Raw genomic sequence first — 21,552 nt, 5'->3', positions numbered from 1 at the left:
CAGACCTTATTGCCAGAATGCCGGAGCACTGGCGCAGGCCGCTTGAATCAGGTGTACCGCTTGGTCGATGTCCTGCTCGGTACTGAACCGGCCGAGACTCAAGCGAATGGTGCGACTCGCCGAGCGGGCGTCATGCCCCAGGGCCAGCAGCACATGGGAGGGAGCATTGCTGGCGGAGTTGCAGGCCGAGGTCGCGGAAAACGCAATCGAATGGCCCAGCGCCGCAGAGTTGAACTCGCCTTCGTTGAAGGTCAGGCTCAGGGTATGGGGAATGCGTTGGGTCGGGCTGCCATTAAGCCGAACCCCGGGAATGCTCAGCAGGTGCTCAAGCAAGCGTTCACGCAGACGCACGATCGTGGCCTTCTCTTCATCGAACGAGGCCGCCGCCAACGCGAACGCCACACCCATGGCGGCGATCTGGTGAGTCGCCAGGGTGCCGGAACGCAAACCACCCTCGTGACCACCGCCGTGGATCTGCGCCTGCAAGCGCTGTTGCGCGCGAGGCCCGACATACAACGCGCCGATGCCTTTGGGGCCATAGAGTTTGTGGGCGGAAAACGACATCAGATCCACCGGCCACTGGGCCAGATCGATCGCCACTTTGCCCGCGCCCTGAGCCGCGTCGACATGGAATAACGCATCGCGATCACGCACCACCTGACCGATGGCCGGGATGTCGTTGAGGGTGCCAAGCTCGTTGTTGACCAGCATCAACGACACCAGAAAGGTGTCTTCGCGCATCGCTTCGCTGACCGCTTGCGGGGTAATCAAACCCTCGGCGTCAGGCACCAGATAAGTCACCGCAACACCGGCGTCCTGCAACTGCTTTGCCGTGTCGAGAATCGCTTTGTGTTCGATCTGACTGGTGATGATGTGGCCGCCAGAAACGCCGCGGGCCTGGGCCACGCCCTTGAGAGCAAGGTTGTTCGATTCGGTGGCGCCGGAGGTCCAGACGATCTGTTGCGCCTGAGCGCCGACCAGTTCGGCGACCTGGCGCCGCGCCTGCTCGACCGATTGCCGGGCCTGTTGCCCGAACGCATGGGAGCTGGACGCCGGATTGCCGAAATTGCCGGTAAAACCCAGACACTCGACCATCACCTTGATGACTCGCTCATCCACCGGCGTGGTGGCGGCGTAGTCGAAATACAACGGACGTTTATTCATAAAAGACTCGCAGAGCGTGTTCCGGGATCAGGAAGCTCGTCACTGAAACGTCAAACGCAGCCTCGTGAGCTGCGCCGATCGTTCAGAGCGTTAGAAATACCTGATCGGAGGCCGTTAAAGAAGAACAACTTCATTTAAAAGTGCGTAGGAACGCTCCTGAAGTCGAGCTTAACAGGCATCGGGCAACCGGTTGAAGCAATGCGTCAGTCAAAGCTTTCGAGCAACAACGGATACAGCGAAGCCACCAGCAGCAAGGCCATGCCCCAGTTGAACAGCCGCAACCAGCGGCGATCCTTCAGCACGTTGCGCAACAACGTGCCGCAACCTGCCCAGACACCGACGCTCGGCAGGTTGATCAAGGCGAACACTGCCGCAATCACGATCACGTTGGTGAAGTAGCCCTGCATCGGCGTGTAGGTGCTGATGGCACCGATGGCCATGATCCAGGCCTTGGGGTTGACCCACTGAAACGCTGCGGCGCCCAAATAGCTGATCGGCTTACTCTCGCCCTTTTCGCTCTCGGAAACCGGACCTGAATGGGCGATTTTCCACGCCAGATACAACAAATACGCCGCGCCGACGTAACGCAGAACGCTGTAGAGCAAAGGATAGGTTTGAAACACTGCCCCCAAGCCGAAACCTACCGCCACGACGAGCACGAAGAACCCACAGGTGACGCCAAGCATGTGGGGAATGGTGCGGTTAAAGCCGAAGTTCACACCCGATGCCAGCAACATTGTGTTGTTGGGGCCGGGAGTAATCGAGGTAACAAGCGCAAACAGGGCGAAGCCCAGCAGCAAATCGAGCGAGAGCGTCATAGCGGCGATCCATCAGGTCAGTCAGGTGTTGACCCTATCGCACGCCTTGAGGGAAACCCATGGACAGTTACGTAAAACTTCGACCCGTACAGTCTCAGCCAGGACGTCCGTGAAGCTGTACAGCACGTTCGGCATTCATTTCGCCTTGTTTGTCGAAACTGAACGACTTTTGCGGTTGGCCGAGCAATTCGGCTTTTTTCGCGTGGTACTCCTCAAAAGACAGACCGCGACGATTCAACGCCTCAAGTGCCAATTCTCTGGTTTTTTCCGCGGTGTACGGCCGTAATTCCGGGGAAACATGGCTGGTACATCCGGCGAGCACGGAGACCGCAAGCAGCAAGAAAGTAGCGATTAGAGGTTTCATTGTGAGCGTCCTGACATCTGGGTTCGAGGCAATGAACACAGGCTACGCCGGGCATCCGATCAGCAGAAATCAACGCTCTCGATAGTGGCTATCGACTTTGACTAATGCCGCTCAGGTAGACCGCCTTATATCTCCAAACGATCTATAAATAATAATTTAATGTCTTTTACGGAATAACACCGAGTCTTTATAACAACCATCGCTTCACGCACTGTTGCCCAAGCAACTGTTTGCCGAGCAACAGTCATTCAAAAAACAGCGCTTCCATTCGAAAAGCGTCAACCGGCCAACGCGCTGAAAGCCCCGTGAATAGGGGCTCCGAGGGATTGGTACAGCTCTTGCTCACTGTCAGTGACTACTCACTGCTCCCTGAGCAACTGTTTAAAAAGGAACTGATCATGTCGCGTCCATTGAAAGTCGTTGCCCTCTCCGGCGGTACCTGGCATCCGTCTCGCACGTTAGTGCTCACTCAGGCGCTGTTGACGCAGCTGGCCGAGCAATTACCGATTGAAGGCAAGCTGATTGAACTGGGTGACATTGCCCGACCGTTGGGCGCCGCGTTGTCCCGTCAGGAATTGAGCGCCGAGATCGAAGCCGAACTGCAAGCGATCGAACACGCCGGTATTGCTGGCCGCCACCGGTGGCAGCGAGCGTCATGCACTGGTGCTCGATCACCAGTTGCGACCGCTATTCAGTTTCTTCCAGGCCCTGACGTTGCCCATTGGCGTCTATGCCTCCGAAGCCGCCTTCTCCAATTACCAAATAACCAGTGAGCCCTTGAAGGCCCGCATTCGTCTTGCTGCAGAACGCGCCGCGCCGTTGTTCGGCGTGCACCCCAAAAATCTGCTGAAAATCGCTTAAGGGTCTCTTCATGGATGTTTTCTGGTTTCTGCCGACTCACGGCGACGGCCATTACCTGGGCACCACTCAGGGCGCACGCCCGGTGACACTCGACTACCTGAAACAAGGGGCCCAGGCTGCCGACAGCCTTGGCTACCACGGTGTACTGATTCCAACCGGACGCTCTTGCGAAGATTCGTGGGTCATTGCTTCGGCGCTGGTCCCGCTGACCGAACGGCTGCGTTATCTGGTGGCGATCCGGCCGGGGATTATCTCGCCGACGGTCTCGGCGCGCATGGCCGCCACGCTGGCTCGACTGTCCAATGGCCGCTTGCTGATCAACGTGGTAACGGGTGGCGACCCAGATGAAAACCGTGGCGACGGCATCTTCCTCGATCACAGCGAATGCTACGAAGTCACCGACGAATTCCTGAAAATCTGGCGTCGGGTGTTGCAAGGCGAATCGGTGGATTTCGAAGGCAAACACCTGCAAGTGCAGAACGCCAAGGCGCTGTATCCGCCGGTGCAAAAACCCTATCCACCGCTGTACTTCGGCGGCTCTTCCGAAGCCGCCCATGAACTGGCCGCCGAGCAGGTTGATGTCTATCTGACCTGGGGCGAACCACCGGCCGCCGTGGCGGAAAAACTGGCCGATGTGCGTGAGCGTGCAGCCCGAAACGGTCGCACGGTGAAGTTCGGAATTCGCTTGCACGTGATCATCCGCGAAACAGCCGAAGAGGCCTGGAAAGCCGCGGAAAAACTCATCGAACACATCAGCGACGAAACCATCGCGGCAGCGCAGAAGTCGTTCTCGCGTTTCGATTCAGAAGGTCAGCGGCGCATGGCGGCGTTGCATGACGGGCGTCGCGACAACCTGGAAATCTCACCCAACCTGTGGGCCGGCGTCGGCCTGGTGCGCGGTGGTGCCGGGACGGCGTTGGTGGGCGATCCGCAGCAAGTGGCGACGCGAATCAAGGAGTACGCGGACCTGGGGATCGAGCGTTTTATCTTCTCCGGCTATCCGCACCTCGAAGAAGCTTATCGCTTTGCCGAGCTGGTGTTCCCGCTGTTGCCTGAGCCATACGCCAGCCTTGCTGGGCGCGGCGTCACTAACCTCACCGGGCCGTTTGGCGAAATGATCGCCAATGATGTGCTGCCGGCTAAAGCCTCGGCCTGACAAGCAATCCCTGTGGTCGACTTCACTGAGGAACCCTGCGTGACGGCCAAACCACAAAGCGCCCTGTTGTCCCCCTTGCAGACCGCCCGCCGATAGGCCGCCGAGTTTGCCCTGACCGCTGTCGAGCGCGATGAGCGTGGCGGTACGCCCAAAGCCGAACGTGACGCCTTGCGTCACAGCGGTCTGCTCGCGTTAAGCATTCCCACCCAGTACGGCGGCCTCGGCGCCAGCTGGAGTGACACCCTGACCATCGTGCGCGAGTTCGCCAAAGTCGACAGTTCGATTGCCCATGTCTTCGGCTTCCATCACCTGATGCTCGCCACCGTCCGCCTGTTCTCCCGGCCCGAGCAGTGGCAGCCGTGGTTCGAACAGACGGCCCGCAAGAACTGGTTCTGGGGCAACGCTCTCAACCCGCTGGACACCCGCACCGTGGTGAAAGACCTTGGGGGCTGGCGTGAGTTTTCCGGCAAGAAAAGCTTCTGCTCCGGCGCCAGCAATTCGCAAATGCTGATCGTCTCGGCGGTGGATGAAAGCGCTGGCGGCAAGCGGTTTGAAGAGGCCGACGGCGGCACGTTGTTCCTCGACGAAATCGGCGATTTGCCGATGGCGATTCAGGTCAAGTTGTTGCGGGTGTTGCAGGAGCGCGAAGTGGTACGACTGGGTTCGCGCAAGAGCATTCCCATCGACGTGCGCGTGCTGGCGGCGACCAACGTGCAACTGGAAAAAGCCATCAACGCCGGGCACTTCCGCGAGGATCTGTACTACCGCCTCGACGTGGTCAGCCTGGAACTGAGCCCGCTGCGCGACCGCCCCGGCGACAGCCTGCCGCTGACCCGACACTTCGTCGAAGCCTACAGCCAGCGCCTCGGATACGGCGCCATCACCCTCAGCAAAGAAGCCGAACTGAAACTGCGCAGCTACAGCTGGCCTGACAACATCCGCGAACTGGAAAACGTCATTCACCACACCCTGCTGATCTGCCGAAACGGTGTAATCGAACGCGACGACTTGCGCCTGTCGAACATGCGCATCGAGCGTCACTCGAAGAACAGGCCGGGGCGCTGCACGAAAAAGTCGAAGACGCTTTGCTGCGGGCGGCCTATCGATTCAGCCATTACAACCAGGTGCACACTGCTGCGCTACTGGGGTTGAGCCGCAACGTAACACGCACGCGACTGATCAAGATCGGCGAGCTGGCGGTGAACAAGCGCCGGCCCACGGAAAACCTCAAGGGCGAGCGTGTCATGCAGTTGTCGATCTAACCCACCAGATTGCAGTGCAGCGCGTTGTCGTGGCTGCGTTCCAGGCTGTGCAGCACCTGGAACGAGCCGAAGGTCACGGTTTTCGCTTGATGCGCACGGATCAGCTGCCAGAAATCCTGCTCGCCGCTTTCAAAGCTTTGAAACGCGGCTTCTCCCGCCTCTCGTGTTTGCCATTGCAAGTAGTTGAGCACCCGCCGGCCATCGTCGCTGGCCTGGATGCTGGCACTCAGAAAACCGCTGTAGCCCTGGGCGAGGCGCTCGGTCTGTTTCGACAAGGCCGACACCAGCGCGGGCTGTTGATGAGGTTCGATCTCGAATTCGATCAGTTGGGTGAAGCTGCGATTTTTCTCTGACGCGTTCATGAATAGTCCCCACTTGCGTGTAAGCCAGATCTTGCGATCCGAAGGTCTGCAGGGTAAAACCTCTAGCTAACTAGAGGTCAAGGGGCATTTTTTAAATGATCACCTCGGAAAATCTGCATAAGGAACTCACCGTCGGCCAATTGGCTGCGCGCAGCGGCGTCGCGGTCACGGCGCTGCACTTTTACGAGTCCAAGGGTTTGATCAAAAGCAATCGCAACCAAGGCAACCAGCGGCGTTATCCACGAGAAGTGTTGCGGCGGGTGGCGTTGATCAAAGTGGCCCAGCGGCTGGGAATTCCGTTGGCGGAGATTGGCGAGGCGCTCAAGTCCCTGCCGGATAACCGCGCCCCGACGTCGGCGGACTGGAAGGTGTTGTCAGCGCAATGGAGTCGGGATCTGGATGAGCGGATCAATCAGCTCGTGCTGCTGCGGGACCGGCTTAATGGCTGCATTGGGTGTGGGTGTCTATCGATGGAGGCGTGTCCGTTGCGTAATTTTGGCGATGTGTTGGGGGAGCAAGGGCCCGGGGCGCAGCTGCTTTAATGATAACTGAACAGTGATTACTGCTCGTCGGGGGTTCGGTCGAGCGAAAAACGCTGACCTATAGTTACTCGACCGGAAATCGGCGAAGGAACACTTTTCACTCACGACAAGAGAACAGGGAGAACCATCATGAGCGTCAAACCCATTCCAGAGGGTTATCACAGCATCACCCCGTATCTGGGCATTCAAAAAGCGGCCGAAGCCATCGAGTTTTACAAGAAAGCCTTTGGCGCCACCGAAGTCATGCGCCTGTCCATGCCCGATGGCGGCATCGGGCATGCCGAACTGCGCATCGGCGATTGTCCGATCATGCTCGGCACGCCTTGCGATCAGGGCCCCTTGAGCAATCCGGACACGTCGCCGTCCGTGGGCCTGCACCTGTATGTGAACGATGTGGACAAATCTTATAAACAGGCGATTGCCGCCGGCGGTACGGTGGTGTCCGAGGTCAAGGATCAGTTTTATGGCGACCGTTCGGGGACCTTGAAGGATCCCTATGGGCATCTGTGGTTTCTGGCCACGCGCAAGGAAGATCTGACTCAGGAGCAGATTGAGCAGCGGGCGAAGGAGATGTTCAAGCAGGGTTGAACCTAATGATCGTTCCTTCGCTCTGCGTGGGAACGATCATGGCTCTACACACTTCATGAACAATTTACGCACAGCCGCACCCAAGTAAACAAAATCCCGCCCCCCAGCAATACGAAACATTTTCTTTCACATCCCCGTTCGGGATTTCCAATGCTCATCCGTCTTATTTAGATGCAGTCGGCCCGCGTAGGCAAAAGCCACGGCCTGGCCTTTCATGGACCTCATTGCTGGGAAGCCCCTAGCTGCGGCCCACTCATCGAAACAAGACCTTTAATCATGTCGAAGAAATCCCGTTCAAAACTCTGGTTTCTGGTCCATAGCTGGCTGGCGCTGCCGATCTGGTTTTTCGTGCTGATCGTCTGCGTGACCGGCACCCTGGCGGTGGTCAGTCAGGAAATCGTCTGGCTGGCCAACCCGCAAATGCGCGCCAGCCAACCCTCGGACGATGCGCCGCTGCTCAGCTATGACCAGATCATCGCCGCCATCAAGAAGGCTGAGCCCAACACCCTGGTCGAGGCCATCAGTCGGCCCGATGAATCGCACTTCGCCCTCGACGTAGACGTCAGCTATCCCGATGGTCGCTCCGTGACGGTTTACGTCAATCCCTACAGCGGCGTCATTCAGGGCACTGCCCCGCCATTCAATTTCAAGGCGTTTACCCGCGCGCTGCATGGCTGGTGGCTGGTGCCGTTTACCAATGGCTACAGCTGGGGATGGTATCTGGTGTCGTTTCTCAGCCTGCCATTGCTGGCTTCGTTGGTCACCGGGCTGGTGGTCTACAAGCGCTTCTGGAAAGGTTTCTTCCGACCGACTTTGCGCATTCGTCACGGTGCACGGATTTTCTGGGGCGACTTTCATCGCCTCAGCGGCATCTGGTCGATCTGGTTCATCGCGGTAATTTCCGTCACCAGCACCTGGTTCCTGATTCAGGCGTTCATGTTCGATAACCAGATTTCGATTTCCACCGCGCCGGTGGCTGCCGTGGTTCCGCGTGAAAGTGTCCCGCTGACTGCCGACGGTTCGCCCGCGCCGATGATCAGTCTGGAGACGGCCATTCGCCAAGCCAAGGAACGAATTCCCGGTCTGGACGACAGTTTCGTCAGCCTGCCCGCCAATGCCTATAGCTATCTATCGGTGGGCGGGCGCAGTTGGTATCCGCTGATGTTCCAGACCGCCGACATCAACCCGTATACCGGCGACATCGCCGCCACCCGCCTGTTGTCGGACCGCTCCGGCCTGGAGTGGGTGACCGAATCCATGCGTCCACTGCACACCGGCGATTTCGGCGGCATCTGGATCAAACTGATCTGGTTCTTCTTCGGCCTGATCCTCAGCATGATGGTCCTCAGCGGCCTGTTGATCTGGACCAAGCGCACCGCCCTGGCCACGGCCAACGCCCTCAGACGCAGCAACAAACGCCCACGCAGTCAGGCCGCTGCGGCCACCCGCCGCGAAACCACGGAGGCCAGCCAATGAGCCTGTTCGCCGCAGAAAAACCGGGCTCGAAACTGAGCCGTTTCTGGCACAAATGGCGCTTCCATATCAACGTGCTGCTGTTGCTGGTGCCGCTCGGGTTCATGCCCAAATACTTCGCCGACGCCGCGTTGTTTCGCGGTGACACCGGTTTGGGTGAGCGGGAAATCGGCGAGGTTCAGGTGGGTCCCTGGAGCCTGCGACTGGCCGAGTTGCGTAACGAAGCGCCGACGCTCGATGGCCCGGCCGGCTACATGAAGAACTTCAACGCGGCGCTGTGCGACCGCTGTCGTGATCAGGTCAAGGCCACTTACCTGCGCATTGGTAAACCACGCAGCCTGCGCGCGGCCGGGGTGATTTTCTTCGGTACGCCGTACCGCATGGGCGCGATGCTGCCGATTCCCGAGAAGACCAAAGCCGACGCCGAGCTGTGGATCACCATGGAAGGCTGGGATGGCGCGATGCATCAGGCCGCCATCCCGCTGAGCCAGGCATCCCCCGCCACCGTCGAGTGGCTGAACCAACAAGGAGGCAAACCATGAGCAACGTTAAACGTCCTCTCAGCGCCGTGCTGCTGGTGCTCTGCGCCGGTTTCAGCGCTAGCGCCCTGGCCCACAACCCGATGTGCGAATGCAAAGCCATCGACGCCGAGCAGATCAAATGCACCGGCGGTTTCTCCGACGGCAGCGGCGCGCCGGGCGTGACCCTGGATGTGATCGGCTACGACGAAACCATCCTGGTGCCCGGCAAGCTCGGTGCCGATTCAACCTTGACCTTCAAGAAGCCGGGCGCCGAGTTCTACGTGCTGTTCGACGCAGGTCCCGGCCACGTCGTCGAGATCGACCAAGCGGACATCGAAGCCCCATGAGTACGCCAACCACCCACGTCGTCCGCCCGGCCGGTGCCGGCCATGAAACCCTTTATGTGTTGCTGTTGTGCCTGATGATCCTGGCGGTTGCCGGCTCGGTGGTCGCCTGGCGCCATGAATCTCAGGAAGTCAGTAGCGTAGGCAGCCATCAACTGGATGCCCGCCGTGACTTGAGCGCGTCCGAGCAAGGCATCTACGCCGACCTGCGGGTGACGCTCGACGAAATTCACCTGCTGCGTCAGGAGCAACAGGCGCTCCCCGCCCCCGCGGCCCTTGCCGATGAAGGTTTTGCGCCGTTCGCCCAGGACGCCAGTTCCGTCAGCCGCGGCGCTCATGCCTGGCAATTGCTCGACGCCAAGGCTTACTTCGGCCAGAGCCAGACACCCACCGTGGCGGGTTCGTTTTTGATGCGCTTGACCGCTGACGGCGATGCTCCGGACGTCTGGCTCAACCGCGGCAAAGCCCTCGCGGTCCCGAGCGATCTCACCGACGCCGCGCTCGAAAGCGCCGGCTGGCAGCAGATCGTCGCGCAGTTCGATGCCGGCGTGACCCGCCAGCACCGGCACTGAACCCTCGCCTTCACCCGAGAGAAGAACGCTTTCCCATGCCTATTTCATCTCAACGTCGTCTACTTTTGCGCCTGCTGCTGGTTGGCCTGTTTGCCTGTCTGCTGACACCCATGGCCCATGCTGACGAGGCCAAGCGCCTGCGCATCGGCATCACCCTGCACCCTTATTACAGCTACGTGGCGAACATCGTCGGTGACAAGGCCGAGGTGGTGCCGCTGATTCCGGCCGGTTTCAACCCACATGCCTACGAGCCGCGCGCCGAAGACATCAAGCGCATCAGCGGGTTGGACGTGATCGTGCTCAACGGCGTCGGCCATGACGACTTCGCCGACCGCATGATCGCCGCCAGCGAAACCCCGAACATCCCCGTGATCGAAGCCAACGAAAACGTGCCGTTGCTGGCCGCCACCGGCGTCGCCGCTCGCGGCGCCGGCAAGGTCGTAAACCCGCACACGTTCCTGTCGATCAGCGCCTCGATTGCCCAGGTCAACAACATTGCCCGGGAACTGGGCAAGCTCGACCCGGCCAACGCCAAGACCTATACCCAGAACGCCCGCGCCTACGGTAAACGCCTGCGGCAGATGCGCGCCGATGCCCTGGCGAAACTGACCCAGGCGCCGAACGCGGAACTGCGAGTGGCCACTGTCCACGCGGCGTACGACTATTTGCTGCGTGAATTCGGCCTCGAAGTGACCGCCGTGGTCGAACCGGCCCACGGCATCGAACCGAGCCCGAGCCAGCTGAAAAAGACCATCGATCAACTGCGGGATCTGGACGTGAAGGTGATCTTCTCGGAGATGGATTTCCCGTCCACCTACGTCGAGACCATCCAGCGTGAATCCGGGGTGAAGCTGTATCCGCTGTCGCACATTTCCTATGGCGAATACACCGCCGACAAGTACGAAAAGGAAATGACCGGCAACCTCAACACCGTGGTCCGGGCGATTCAGGAGTCTGGCAAATGACTGTTCAAGAAACCCTGACGGTGCAAAGCGCCGGCCCGACCCTCGATTTCTCCGACGTCAGCCTGACACTGGGCCGCACGTCGATCCTCGACAACGTCACGTTCCAGGTTCAGCCCGGCAGCGTGCATGCGCTGGTCGGCCCAAACGGTGGCGGCAAGAGTTCGCTGATCAAGACCCTGCTCGGGCAGATGCCGCATCAGGGCCGTTTGAGTCTGCAATGGCCCGGCACGCCGGGGGCCATCGGCTATGTGCCTCAAGCCCTGGAATTCGATCGGGGCTTGCCGATGACCGTCGATGATTTCATGGCGGCCATGTGTCAGCGCCGTCCGGCGTTCCTCGGCTTGAGCAAACACTACGCCGCCGCTATTGGCGAAGCCCTGGAGCGGGTCGGCATGCAGGACAAACGCAAGCGGCGCATGGGTGCGTTGTCCGGCGGTGAACGGCAACGGGTATTGCTGGCTCAGGGTCTGATTCCGGCGCCGCAGTTGCTGGTGCTCGACGAACCGATGTCGGCGCTCGATGAGGCCGGTATTCAGGTGTTCGAACGGCTGCTCGGCGACTGGCGCCAGAGCGGGATCACCGTGCTGTGGATCGAACATGATCTGGAAGCGGTTGGACGGCTGGCGGATCGCGTCACCGGGCTCAATCGCCGGGTGCTGTTCGATGCCGCGCCGAAACAGGCACTGACGCCGGAGCGATTGCTGACGCTGTTTTCGACCCATCCACGGAGCGCTGCCTGATGAGTTACGAAGCCTTTCGTTTGATGGTTCAGGGTTGGGCCTCGTCGGGTTATCTGCCCGAGGCGCTGGCCTACGGATTTGTGGTCAACGCGCTGCTCGCCGGCTTGCTGATCGGCCCGGTACTGGGTGGGTTGGGTACGTTGGTGGTGGTCAAGCGGTTCGCGTTTTTCTCCGAAGCGGTGGGCCATGCGGCGCTGACCGGCGTGGCCATCGGCATTCTGCTGGGCGAACCTTACACCGGGCCTTACGGCAGCCTGTTCGGCTACTGCTTGTTGTTTGGCATTTTGCTGAACTACCTGCGCAACCGCACGGGTCTGGCGCCGGATACGTTGATCGGTGTGTTTCTGTCGGTGTCGTTGGCATTGGGCGCCAGTCTGCTGCTGATTCTGGCGGGCAAGATCAACGTACACATCCTCGAAAACGTGCTGTTCGGTTCGGTACTGACGGTGAACGGTAATGACTTGCTGGTGTTGGCCATCGTCGGCTCGCTGGTCATGGCACTGGCCTTGCCGCTGTACAACCGCATCATGCTGGCCAGTTTCAACCCGCAACTGGCGGCGGTTCGCGGTGTGGCGGTGAAGACGCTGGATTATCTGTTTGTGATTCTGGTGACGCTGATCACCGTGGCGGCGGTAAAAGTCATCGGCGCGATTCTGGTCGGTGCCCTGTTGGTGATTCCAGCGGCGGCGGCGCGTTTGCTCAGCCAGTCGCTCAAGGGATTCTTCTGGTGCTCGGTGCTGATCGCCACGGTCAGCACGCTGTGCGGGATCCTCGCGCCGATTGTGTTCGACCTGCCTATCCCGTCCGGCGCCGCGATCATTCTGGTGGCCGGTATCGCCTTCGCTCTCGCTGCCATTGCCCGTGGCGTCGTCCCAAGCCTGAAAGGGAATCTCGGATAAATGTCTTTTTCTCTGCGTCAACTGACCCTGGCATTGACCTTCACATTGCCCCTGTGTGGGCTGGTCAATACATCCATAGCGGCTGACAGCGCCAAACCGCTGCGTGTATTGGCCTCCTTACCGATCACCTACGGTTTGGGCGAGGTCTTGCTCAAAGGCACCGACGTCAACCTAGAACGGGCCGCGCCAGCCAATCTGCCAGGCAGCCGTCAGACCGCGTACTTCACAGGTCGTGGCGCTCCGGCGCTGGCCAAACTGGCGGCCGATGCCGATGCGGTGATCGGCCTGCGCTCGCTGTGGGCGGATGACCCGCTGTACCCGATCGCCCGGCGCAGCAACATCCGTATTGTTGAGGTCGATGCCGCGCGCCCGGTGGATGGCGCCTTGCCCGGCATCGCCCTGCAAGCTGGCAACAAGGTCGATGGGTTGAACAGTCAGCCGTGGTTTTCCAGTAACAATATGGGGCGGATGGCGGACGTGATGGCGGCGGACCTGGTGCGTCTGGCGCCCGAGGCCAAGCCGACAATCGAGGCCAACCTGGCGGCGCTTAAACAGCGCTTGCTCACGTTCAGCGCCGACAGCGAAGCGCGGTTGGCCAGCGCCGACAACCTCAGCGTGATGAGCCTGACTGATCACTTTGGCTATCTGATTGGCGGCGTCAACCTGGAGCTGATCGGCCTCGATGCGCGGCCGGACGCCGAGTGGACACCTGAAGCGCTCAAGCAATTGGGCGCGACGCTCAAGGACAATGACGTGGCGGTGGTGTTGCATCATCGGCAGCCGTCGGATGCGCTGAAAGCAGTGATTGCCGAGGCAGGTAGCCGATTGGTGGTGTTGAGTGTGGATGCGGCGGATCCGGTGGCCGAGCTGGAAGGGAATGTGGATTTGGTGATCAAGGGGTTGAGCGGGGCGTAAAGTCAGACAACACAAACTCCAGATCAAAAAAAGCCCGCTGACCTTACCGGTTCAGCGGGCTTCTTTTCTGCGCCGTGACTTAATGAGCCACAGCCGCCTGTTCTTCCATTTTCTGACGCAGGCTCAGAGGACGCATGTCAGTCCAGGTTTCTTCGATGTAGGCCAGGCATTCCTTTTTCAGGCCGCTCTTGCCCACGGTGCGCCAGCCTGCAGGCACCGCTTTGTAGTCGGGCCAGATCGAGTATTGCTCTTCGTGGTTGACCACGACCTGAAAGAGGATGTCCTCGCGGTCGAATACTGAAGTCATGGTGTTTCTCCATCGCTGTAGGGTGGGCTGCACTGCGTGCGCAGCCGTTATGTAAAAGGAACGTGCCAGAGGTGGAAAAATTTAGAGACTGGCGGTGGCCGCGGCCATGGCCCTGCCGAAAATCTCGGCCACCCGATCGATTTCCGCCGCAGTGATCACCAGCGGTGGCAGGAAGCGCACCACGCCGCCATGACGACCGCCCAGTTCAAGAATCAAGCCGCGCTTGAGGCATTCACGCTGCACCAGCGGTGCCAGACGACCGAAAATCGGTGGATGACCCAATACATCTGGCGCACCCGTCGGATCGACCAGTTCAACGCCAAGCATCAAGCCGCGCCCCCGAATGTCACCCAGTTGCGGGAAGTCCCGTTGCAAGATGCGCAGGTGTTCGCTCAAGCGTTCGCCCATGGCAGCGGCGTGCTCGCAGACCTTGTGTTCAGTCAGGTAACGCATCACCGCAGAACCTGCCGCCATGGCCATCTGATTGCCGCGGAAGGTCCCGGCATGGGCGCCCGGCAGCCAGGTGTCGAGCCAGTCACGATAGACCACCACGGACAGCGGCAAACTGCCGCCGATGGCTTTGGACATGACCACCACATCGGGAATGATCCCGGCGTGTTCGAAGGCGCACATCTTGCCGGTGCGGGCAAAACCGCTCTGGATTTCATCGACGATCAGCGCCACGCCGGCCTTTTCGGTGATACGTCGCAGGCCGCGCAACCAATCGAGATCGGCCGGGATCACCCCGCCCTCGCCCTGCACCGCTTCAACGATCACTGCCGCTGGCAATTGCACACCCGCCTCGGGATCATTCAGCAGGTTTTCCAGGTAATTCAGATTGACCTGCACGCCTTGCGCGCCGCCGAGCCCGAACGGGCAGCGGTAATCGTAGGGATACGGCATGAACTGCACGCCACTGCTGAGCAAGGCGCCCAAGGGCTTTTTCGGCCCCAGACTGCCCATCAGGCTCAGCGCGCCCTGGCTCATGCCGTGATAACCGCCCTGGAACGACAGCACAGTGCTGCGTCCGGTGGCGGTGCGCACCAGTTTCAGCGCGGCTTCCACCGCGTCGGTGCCGGTCGGGCCGCAGAACTGGATCTTGGCTTCAGCGGCCAATGTCGGCGGCAGCAAACCGAACAGGTCCTGAACGAACTGATCCTTGACCGGGGTGGTCAGGTCGAGGGTGTGCAGGGGCAGTTCATCGGTCAGCACTTGCTGGATCGCTTGGATCACCACCGAATGGTTGTGCCCCAGCGCGAGCGTGCCGGCACCGGCCAGGCAATCGATAAAGCTGCGGCCTTCGACGTCTTCAACATAAATGCCCTTGGCACGTTTGAGGGCCAGGGGAATGCGTCGCGGATAGCTGCGGGCATTCGATTCCTGCTGGTTTTGACGGGCCAGCAACGGCGATTCATTGAACTGATAAAGCGTCTCAGTCGGCGCCGGAGTGATCCGGGCCGACTGATCTTCCATAAGGCTGGTAGCGACTGACATCTCTCGACCCCTCAATAAGGTTTTCCTGTTCTGGAAACGCGTCAGGGCGCCGAGGATTTAGACCCTCGATCAGCTTTCTATGAAGGGGGTGTCAGCGCTTTGCACATGGGAATGGCATGGAGCCCCGCCACCGCGAAGGTTTCAGCGCAAGGCTGGTAACCCAGATGACGGTAAAAAGCTTCACTGGTTCGCGTGCTATTGAGTCGTGCCTGGCGCAAACCCTGATCGGTCAACCAGCCTTCGAGATCGTGCACCAGTGCTTGCCCGGCCCCGCGACGAAACCATTCCGGCTGCACGTAACAGAACGCGACCTTGCCACTGATGCCGGCCATGGCGACCCCGACCGGTTTGTCCTGCAACAGGGCGATGTTCAGGTACAACCGCGGGTCGGTCAGCCAGGGCTGCACGTGTTCGATGGTCTTGTTGTGGGTCCAGGTGGCGACGGTTAGCGGATTGTTGCGATGGTCGAGCGCGCAACCCACGCGAATGGAGCGCTCGACGATCCGGCTGATGATGCCGGCGTCGGCGGGGGTTGCCTTGCAAATGTGTAGGGGTGCATCCATGGCGCTGTTACCTCAATCCATTGAGTCAAAGCTGCCGGGGACGATAGCGCCATGGTGAGTGGGTGGCTAATGGAGAGACGTTACATTTGGTGTGCGACACGGAACCCCTGAGGGGGCGATCAGATGGGTTGCAACGGCATGGTCAACTCAACCCGCAGCCCATCCGGCCGGCTGTCGAAATGCAGGGTGCAGCCGCAGCGCTGGACAATCGCCTGGACAATCGCCAGACCGAGACCGCAGCCGGTGCTCTGGCCGTTGCGCCAGAAGCGTTGGGTCAGGTGTTGCAGATCGTCTTCGGCAATGCCGGGCCCGTGGTCGCGAACCACAAACTGCACGCGATTGCCGGTGGTGACCAGACTCAGCTCCACCGCGCCGTCGCCCGGGGTGTGACGCAGCGCGTTGTCCAGCAGGTTGCGCAGCGCGGCAATCGACAGCACGGCGGGCATTTGCACCGGGGCGTGAGAGATCTTCGGCGGCACCTGAAACTTGATCCGCTGACGATCACCGCTGGCGGCGTCCTGAATCGCCAGTTTCGCCACCTGCTCGGCGCTGCATTGCACACCATCATCGAACGACAGACTGCCCTCGACCCGCGCCAGTAGCAGCAATTGCTCAAGGGTCCGGTGCAAGCGATCGGCACCCTCTTCGGCCCGGGCCAGGGATTGATCCCGGGCCGCGCCGTCGGTCATGCGCGCCACTTGCAGGTGGGTCTTGATCGCCGTCAGCGGGCTGCGCAACTCGTGGGCGGCGTCACCGGTCAGACGGCGTTCCCGTTCGATGGTCTTGCCGATCCGTTGAAACAGCTGATTCTGGGTGTCCAGCAACGGTTGCAGTTCGCTGGGCAGCGGCTGGATCTGCAGAGGTTCCAGGGAGTCGGCACTGCGGCGCATCAAGGCATCGCGCATGCGGTTGAGTGGCGCCAGCCCCTGGCCGATGCCCAGCCAGAGCAGGCACAGACAACCGAGCAAGGCCACGCCCACCGGCACCGAAGCCGCCAGCAGGATCGACAGGTTCAGAGCCTCACGTTCGATCTGTCGATCGGCGGTGGTGATGCGCAGATCGCCGCGGGCCAGAGTGAAACTACGCCACGGTGCACCATCGATCATCTGGTCGTGGAAACCCATTTTCTCGGCTTCCAGGGTTTGTTGCGGATCGGTGTGACTGCGGGCGAGGATTTCTCCACGCAACGAACTGACCTGACAGGCCATGCCGCCGGGGATGTTCAGTTGTTCCGCGCTGAAATGGGTGCCCTCACCCTTAGTCGGCAATGCGGGCAATTGTTCCATCAGGCCGGCGACCATGCGTGCCGAGGCCACCAGCCGCTGGTCGAGGGAAAACATCATTTGGTTGCGCAGGTCGCTGAGCATCCAGGCCGCAGCCAGGGCCCAGATCAGCGCAAAAGCGGCGCCAAGTGTCAGGCTCAGGCGCAAACGCAGGCTCATCACTTTTTCAATTCCTCTGCGCCATCGGCCGGCCCCAGGCGATAGCCCAGGCCGCGCACCGTCTCGACAATGCCATTGCCGAGTTTGCGCCGCAGGTGATGGATATGCACGTTGAGGGCGTTGCTTTCCAGTTCATCGTTGAAACCGTAGACGCTGTCTTTGAGTTGCTCGGTGGACAGCACCCGACCCCGGTTATGCAGCAAAGCCTGCAGCAGCGACTGCTCGCGACGGGAAAGGTCCACCGGCTGGCCGCCCAGCATGGTTTCGCGGCTGCTCGGGTCGTAAGTCAAACGGCCGTGCTCGATCAGGTTGACGCTGCGCCCCGCCACCCGCCGCAACAGGGTGTGCAGGCGCGCCGCCAGTTCGCGCAGGTCGAAAGGTTTGAGCAAGTAATCGTCGGCGCCGGCTTGCAAGCCATCGACGCGGTCGGTGACCGAGTCCCGGGCCGTCAGAATCAGCACTGGAATCTCCAGACCATGATGGCGCAACTGCTGTAACAGCTTCAGGCCGTCTTCATCGGGAAGGCCAAGATCGAGCACCATCACGTCGAATTCCGCCACTTTGAGCATCGCCCTGGCAGACGATGCGGTAGCGACGTGCTCTACCGTCAGGCCTTGAGCGGTGAGGCCGGCGACAATGCCGCTGGCAATCAGCTCATCGTCTTCGCAAACCAGTACGTGCATGGGGAGCCCCGTAGAAAAAAGCTGATTAGGCCGGTGGCCGATTAAGCGGACATTATGCCGCAAGCGCCAATGCCACAAGGCCACCGCGGTTAATCATCGGTTAATCGACGCCGCCCATTGTGCACCTCACTTGCACAGGGACAAGGCTTACCCATGCGTCGACTGTTTCTATTCTTTGTTCTCCTGATCTCGGGTCTGGCCCAGGCAGGGACTGATCCGTTCGCGACCAAACCCGACTTTCTTCCCGTCGGCAAGGCGTTCATCTTCACCTCCGAACGCCTTGATTCCGGTGAAACCCAGCTCTATTGGCAAATCGCCGACGGTTATTACCTCTACCAGCAACGCCTGAAGTTCGATGGCTTGCCCGCGGAACACAAGCCTGTATTGCCTGACGGCGAAGCGCACAGCGATGAATTCTTCGGCGAACAGCAGGTCTATCGTCAGGGTCTGGAACTGAAGATTCCGGCAGGTGCGACCGGCCAGATCAAGGTTGGATTCCAGGGCTGCGCCGACGCCGGTTTGTGTTATCCACCACAAACTCAGGTGGTGGATCTGGGCGGCAAATCCGCTATCGCTGCGACAAACGAAGCGCCGGATGAAGCCTTGGCCAGTGACCTGCAGCAACGGGCGCTGGGCTGGAGCTTGCTGGTGTTCTTTGGTCTGGGGCTGTTGCTGGCCTTCACGCCTTGCTCGTTGCCGATGCTGCCGATTCTGGCCGGTTTGATCGTCGGCAGTGGCGCCACGCCCAAGCGCGGTTTCGCCTTGGCGACCAGCTACGTCGTGAGCATGGCGCTGGTGTATGCGGCGCTGGGCGTTTTGGCCGCGCTGCTCGGGGCGAATCTGCAGGCATTGTTGCAAAACCCTTGGTTGCTGGGCAGTTTCGCGGCGGTGTTTGTGTTGCTGGCGTTGCCGATGTTCGGCTTCTTCGAGTTGCAACTGCCGGTGGCTGTGCGTGATCGCCTGGAACATGTCTCGCGTAATCAGCGCGGCGGCAGCCTGTTCGGCGCCGGTGTGTTGGGTGCCTTGTCCGGTTTGCTGGTGGGCCCGTGCATGACCGCCCCACTGGCGGGCGCCTTGCTCTACATCGCGCAAAGCGGCAATGCGCTGCAGGGCGGGTTGATTCTGTTCGCCATGGGCATCGGCATCGGTGTACCGCTGCTGTTGCTGGTGACCGTCGGCAATCGCTTTGTGCCCAAACCCGGCGCCTGGATGAACCTGCTCAAAGGTGTGTTCGGCTTCCTGTTCCTCGCCACTGCCCTGCTGATGCTGCGCCCGGTGCTGGATGAATCCCTGTGGGTCGGTTTGTGCGGCGCCTTGCTGGTGATCGCGGCTTACAGCGCCTGGCGCCAATCCGACGGTTTCGGACGCACCGCTCATGTGTTCGGGGCCAGCTCATTGTTACTGGGTTTGTGGGGCAGCCTGCTGCTGCTGGGGGCCGCCGGTGGCAGTGACGATCTATTCAAGCCGTTGCAGGTCTACAGCACTTCAAACTCGAGCCGTGCGGCAAACCCTGTCGGCCACGATGCCTTCACCACCCTCAAGGACACCGCCGAACTGCAACGGGAACTGGACGCGGCACGGGCCCAAGGCCAGTGGGTGCTGCTGGACTACTACGCCGACTGGTGCGTGTCGTGCAAGGTCATGGAAAAACAGGTATTCGGCAAACCCCACGTACTGGAAGCCTTGAGCGATGTGCGCTTGCTACGCCTGGACGTCACCGCCGACAATGCCGCCAGCCGCGAACTGCTCGGCCGTTATAAAGTGCCGGGGCCACCGAGCCTGCTGTGGATCGGTGCCGACGGCATCGAGCGTCGCAGCCAGCGCATTACCGGTGAGGTCGATGCCGACACCTTCCTGCAACGCTGGTCCACCACCCGAGACGCCCGTTAATGCTGACCTTTACCCTCGGCACTTTTGCCATTGCGCTTAATCACCTGCTGCTGATCAGCGCCCTGGCGCTGGCGACCTTCGTCGGCTGGCGAGTGGCCAAGCGCGGCGGCGAGAACCCGGAGTCGGTGCTGTTCAGCCTGTTCCTGCTGGGCATGCTGGCCGCCCGGATCAGCTTCGTGATCGCCTACTGGGCGCAGTACCGCAACGATCCGTGGCAGATCATCGACCTGCGCGACGGCGGCTTTCTCGCCTGGCCCGGTGTGATCGTGCTGCTGCTCGCCGCGTTGCATCGAGGCTGGCGTCGCCCGGGCTTGCGCCGCCCCTTGGGCTTTGGCGTGGCCAGTGGCCTGGCGTTCTGGCTGCTGGCGACTTTCTCCCTGACGATTTACGAACAAGGCACGCGCCTGCCGGAAATTGCCCTGCGCAATGCCGCCGGTGAAACCGTGCAATTGGCCGACTACAAGGGTGGCCCGTTGGTGATCAATCTCTGGGCCACCTGGTGCCCGCCGTGCCGCCGGGAAATGCCGGTGCTGGAAAACGCCCAGCAACACCGCCCGGACCTGACCTTCCTGTTCGTCAACCAGGCTGAAAGCATGCAAAGCGTCAGTACTTACCTGGAAACCCAGGGCCTGAGCCTGTCCAACGTGCTGTTCGACGGCAGTGGCCGTTTGGGCCAGGCCGTCGGCTCCATGGCGTTGCCGACTACGCTGTTCTATAGTCCCGACGGTCGCCTGCTGGGCAGCCACCTGGGTGAGCTGTCGGACGCCAGCCTGGCCCGCGCCCTGGAAAACTTCGATACCCCGAGTCCTGCCGCACCGGCCACCTCTTCAAGGAAACTGCCATGCCCCGCCTCCACCACCTGCTGACGTTGACCCTGGGCGCTGCCCTGCTGCATCTACCGTCGGTCCAGGCTGAAGAGCTGCCCGACGCGATTAAGAAAATCGAAGCCAAGGGCGCGAAAATCGTTGGCCAATTCGACGCACCCGACGGTCTGCGGGGTTATGCGGCGCAGTACCAGAGCCGTGGCATAGCGCTGTACCTGACTCCGGATGGCAAGCATGTGTTGCTCGGCAATTTGTACGATGCCGACGGCAACGACCTGAGCAGTGCGCCGCTGCAGAAGCTGGTTTATGCACCGATGGCCAAGGAGGTCTGGGGCAAAATGGAAACCAGCAACTGGATCGGTGACGGGAAGAAAGATGCGCCGCGGATCGTCTACCTGTTCAGCGATCCGAATTGCCCTTACTGCAACATGTTCTGGGAGCAGGCGCGGCCATGGGTCAAGGCTGGCAAGGTGCAGCTGCGGCACATTATGGTCGGCATCATTCGCGAAGACAGCCCGGGCAAATCGGCCGCGCTGCTGGCCGCCAAGGATCCGAGCAAAGCGCTGGAAGATCACGAGAAATCCGGCAAGGGCAGTTCGCTAAAAGCCCTGAAGGATATACCTCCGGCGATTCAGGCGAAACTGGCGGCGAACATGCAGCTGATGGAGGACCTTGAGTTGCAGGCCACCCCGGCGATTTTCTATATGGACGACAAGGGCGAGTTGCAACAGCAGCAAGGCGCGCCTTCGCCGGACAAGTTGGTGAAGATTCTCGGGCCTAAGTGACGTCACCGACCCCTTCGC

Annotated in this window: 23 protein-coding genes and 2 pseudogenes; 16 read left to right on the top strand and 9 right to left on the bottom strand. The window is 60.8% G+C overall.

Going from position 1 to position 21,552, the window contains the following annotated elements:
* Positions 1-6: 6 nt before the first annotated feature.
* The 3 genes from ACYZT3_RS09500 to ACYZT3_RS09490 form a co-directional block, all read right to left on the bottom strand.
* Entirely contained in the window at positions 7-1,164 is a 1,158-nt protein-coding gene (locus tag ACYZT3_RS09500) for a cysteine desulfurase family protein (RefSeq protein ID WP_462031956.1), read from the bottom strand.
* A 203-nt stretch (positions 1,165-1,367) separates the two neighbouring features.
* Positions 1,368-1,982, bottom strand: coding sequence for a LysE family translocator (locus ACYZT3_RS09495; RefSeq protein ID WP_462031955.1), 615 nt, complete (start codon positions 1,980-1,982; stop codon positions 1,368-1,370).
* A gap of 94 nt (positions 1,983-2,076) precedes the next feature.
* Positions 2,077-2,346, bottom strand: coding sequence for a hypothetical protein (locus ACYZT3_RS09490; protein WP_282380016.1), 270 nt, complete (start codon positions 2,344-2,346; stop codon positions 2,077-2,079).
* Between the two features lie 398 nt (positions 2,347-2,744).
* On the opposite strand from ACYZT3_RS09490, the pseudogene ACYZT3_RS09485 reads away from it, so the two are divergent.
* The 3 genes and pseudogenes from ACYZT3_RS09485 (at position 2,745) to ACYZT3_RS09475 (ending at position 5,625) form a co-directional block, all read left to right on the top strand.
* A pseudogene (locus ACYZT3_RS09485) lies at positions 2,745-3,207 on the top strand (NAD(P)H-dependent oxidoreductase).
* A gap of 10 nt (positions 3,208-3,217) precedes the next feature.
* Positions 3,218-4,363, top strand: a complete 1,146-nt coding sequence (gene ssuD, locus ACYZT3_RS09480) for an FMNH2-dependent alkanesulfonate monooxygenase (protein ID WP_282380017.1) — start codon at positions 3,218-3,220, stop codon at positions 4,361-4,363.
* A gap of 111 nt (positions 4,364-4,474) precedes the next feature.
* Positions 4,475-5,625 (top strand): annotated as a pseudogene (locus ACYZT3_RS09475) (sigma 54-interacting transcriptional regulator).
* Here the strand turns inward: ACYZT3_RS09475 and ACYZT3_RS09470 are convergent.
* Entirely contained in the window at positions 5,622-5,987 is a 366-nt protein-coding gene (locus ACYZT3_RS09470; RefSeq protein WP_462031954.1) for an antibiotic biosynthesis monooxygenase, read from the bottom strand. The pseudogene ACYZT3_RS09475 and the gene ACYZT3_RS09470 overlap by 4 nt on opposite strands.
* A gap of 95 nt (positions 5,988-6,082) precedes the next feature.
* On the opposite strand from ACYZT3_RS09470, the gene soxR reads away from it, so the two are divergent.
* From soxR to ACYZT3_RS09420, 10 genes are all read left to right on the top strand, one after another.
* Entirely contained in the window at positions 6,083-6,529 is a 447-nt protein-coding gene (gene soxR / locus ACYZT3_RS09465; RefSeq protein WP_462031953.1) for a redox-sensitive transcriptional activator SoxR, read from the top strand.
* A 129-nt stretch (positions 6,530-6,658) separates the two neighbouring features.
* Positions 6,659-7,117: a VOC family protein gene (locus tag ACYZT3_RS09460; RefSeq protein WP_462031952.1), complete on the top strand. Its 459-nt coding sequence runs from the start codon at positions 6,659-6,661 to the stop codon at positions 7,115-7,117.
* A gap of 276 nt (positions 7,118-7,393) precedes the next feature.
* Positions 7,394-8,593: a PepSY-associated TM helix domain-containing protein gene (locus tag ACYZT3_RS09455; protein ID WP_462031951.1), complete on the top strand. Its 1,200-nt coding sequence runs from the start codon at positions 7,394-7,396 to the stop codon at positions 8,591-8,593.
* Positions 8,590-9,132 carry a thiamine pyrophosphate-binding protein gene (locus tag ACYZT3_RS09450; protein ID WP_462031950.1) on the top strand — a complete coding sequence of 181 codons (543 nt, stop codon included), beginning with the start codon at positions 8,590-8,592 and terminating at the stop codon, positions 9,130-9,132. Before ACYZT3_RS09455 ends, ACYZT3_RS09450 begins: the two co-directional genes overlap by 4 nt.
* A complete protein-coding gene (locus tag ACYZT3_RS09445; protein ID WP_462031949.1) occupies positions 9,129-9,458 on the top strand; it encodes a hypothetical protein in 330 nt (109 codons plus the stop codon). Before ACYZT3_RS09450 ends, ACYZT3_RS09445 begins: the two co-directional genes overlap by 4 nt.
* A complete protein-coding gene (locus ACYZT3_RS09440) occupies positions 9,455-10,027 on the top strand; it encodes a DUF6162 family protein (protein ID WP_282380030.1) in 573 nt (190 codons plus the stop codon). Before ACYZT3_RS09445 ends, ACYZT3_RS09440 begins: the two co-directional genes overlap by 4 nt.
* Positions 10,028-10,062: 35 nt before the next feature.
* On the top strand, positions 10,063-10,992 hold the full coding sequence (locus ACYZT3_RS09435; RefSeq protein WP_462031948.1) for a metal ABC transporter substrate-binding protein: 930 nt from the start codon (positions 10,063-10,065) through the stop codon (positions 10,990-10,992).
* A complete protein-coding gene (locus ACYZT3_RS09430; RefSeq protein ID WP_282380034.1) occupies positions 10,989-11,732 on the top strand; it encodes a metal ABC transporter ATP-binding protein in 744 nt (247 codons plus the stop codon). The genes ACYZT3_RS09435 and ACYZT3_RS09430 overlap by 4 nt, the downstream gene beginning before the upstream one ends.
* A complete protein-coding gene (locus ACYZT3_RS09425; RefSeq protein WP_003226663.1) occupies positions 11,732-12,631 on the top strand; it encodes a metal ABC transporter permease in 900 nt (299 codons plus the stop codon). Before ACYZT3_RS09430 ends, ACYZT3_RS09425 begins: the two co-directional genes overlap by 1 nt.
* Positions 12,632-13,546 (top strand): metal ABC transporter substrate-binding protein, encoded by a 915-nt coding sequence (locus ACYZT3_RS09420; RefSeq protein WP_282380039.1) that lies wholly within the window; start codon positions 12,632-12,634, stop codon positions 13,544-13,546.
* Positions 13,547-13,625: 79 nt separating this feature from the next.
* Here ACYZT3_RS09420 and ACYZT3_RS09415 read toward each other — a convergent pair whose 3' ends face one another.
* The 5 genes from ACYZT3_RS09415 to ACYZT3_RS09395 all read right to left on the bottom strand — a co-directional run bounded on the left by ACYZT3_RS09415 (position 13,626) and on the right by ACYZT3_RS09395 (position 18,035).
* Positions 13,626-13,853 carry an MbtH family protein gene (locus ACYZT3_RS09415; protein WP_008152757.1) on the bottom strand — a complete coding sequence of 76 codons (228 nt, stop codon included), beginning with the start codon at positions 13,851-13,853 and terminating at the stop codon, positions 13,626-13,628.
* 81 nt (positions 13,854-13,934) lie between these two features.
* Positions 13,935-15,347, bottom strand: coding sequence for a diaminobutyrate--2-oxoglutarate transaminase (locus ACYZT3_RS09410; protein ID WP_462031947.1), 1,413 nt, complete (start codon positions 15,345-15,347; stop codon positions 13,935-13,937).
* Positions 15,348-15,424: 77 nt separating this feature from the next.
* Entirely contained in the window at positions 15,425-15,910 is a 486-nt protein-coding gene (locus tag ACYZT3_RS09405) for a GNAT family N-acetyltransferase (protein ID WP_282380043.1), read from the bottom strand.
* 119 nt (positions 15,911-16,029) lie between these two features.
* Positions 16,030-17,355, bottom strand: coding sequence for an ATP-binding protein (locus ACYZT3_RS09400; protein ID WP_282380045.1), 1,326 nt, complete (start codon positions 17,353-17,355; stop codon positions 16,030-16,032).
* Positions 17,352-18,035, bottom strand: coding sequence for a response regulator (locus ACYZT3_RS09395; protein WP_282380047.1), 684 nt, complete (start codon positions 18,033-18,035; stop codon positions 17,352-17,354). The genes ACYZT3_RS09400 and ACYZT3_RS09395 overlap by 4 nt, the downstream gene beginning before the upstream one ends.
* A 153-nt stretch (positions 18,036-18,188) precedes the next feature.
* Here ACYZT3_RS09395 and dsbD point away from each other — a divergent pair, with 153 nt between their 5' ends.
* Genes dsbD through dsbG form a run of 3 tightly spaced genes read left to right on the top strand, consistent with a single transcriptional unit; the run spans position 18,189 to position 21,534 of the window.
* Positions 18,189-19,925, top strand: coding sequence for a protein-disulfide reductase DsbD (gene dsbD, locus ACYZT3_RS09390; RefSeq protein WP_462031946.1), 1,737 nt, complete (start codon positions 18,189-18,191; stop codon positions 19,923-19,925).
* On the top strand, positions 19,925-20,791 hold the full coding sequence (locus tag ACYZT3_RS09385) for a TlpA family protein disulfide reductase (protein ID WP_462031945.1): 867 nt from the start codon (positions 19,925-19,927) through the stop codon (positions 20,789-20,791). The genes dsbD and ACYZT3_RS09385 overlap by 1 nt, the downstream gene beginning before the upstream one ends.
* A complete protein-coding gene (gene dsbG / locus ACYZT3_RS09380; protein WP_282380053.1) occupies positions 20,767-21,534 on the top strand; it encodes a thiol:disulfide interchange protein DsbG in 768 nt (255 codons plus the stop codon). The genes ACYZT3_RS09385 and dsbG overlap by 25 nt, the downstream gene beginning before the upstream one ends.
* Positions 21,535-21,552: the final 18 nt, after the last annotated feature.

It is taken from the genome of Pseudomonas sp. MDT1-16 (genome assembly GCF_054898115.1).
This window is presented reverse-complemented; position numbering and strand designations above follow the sequence as displayed.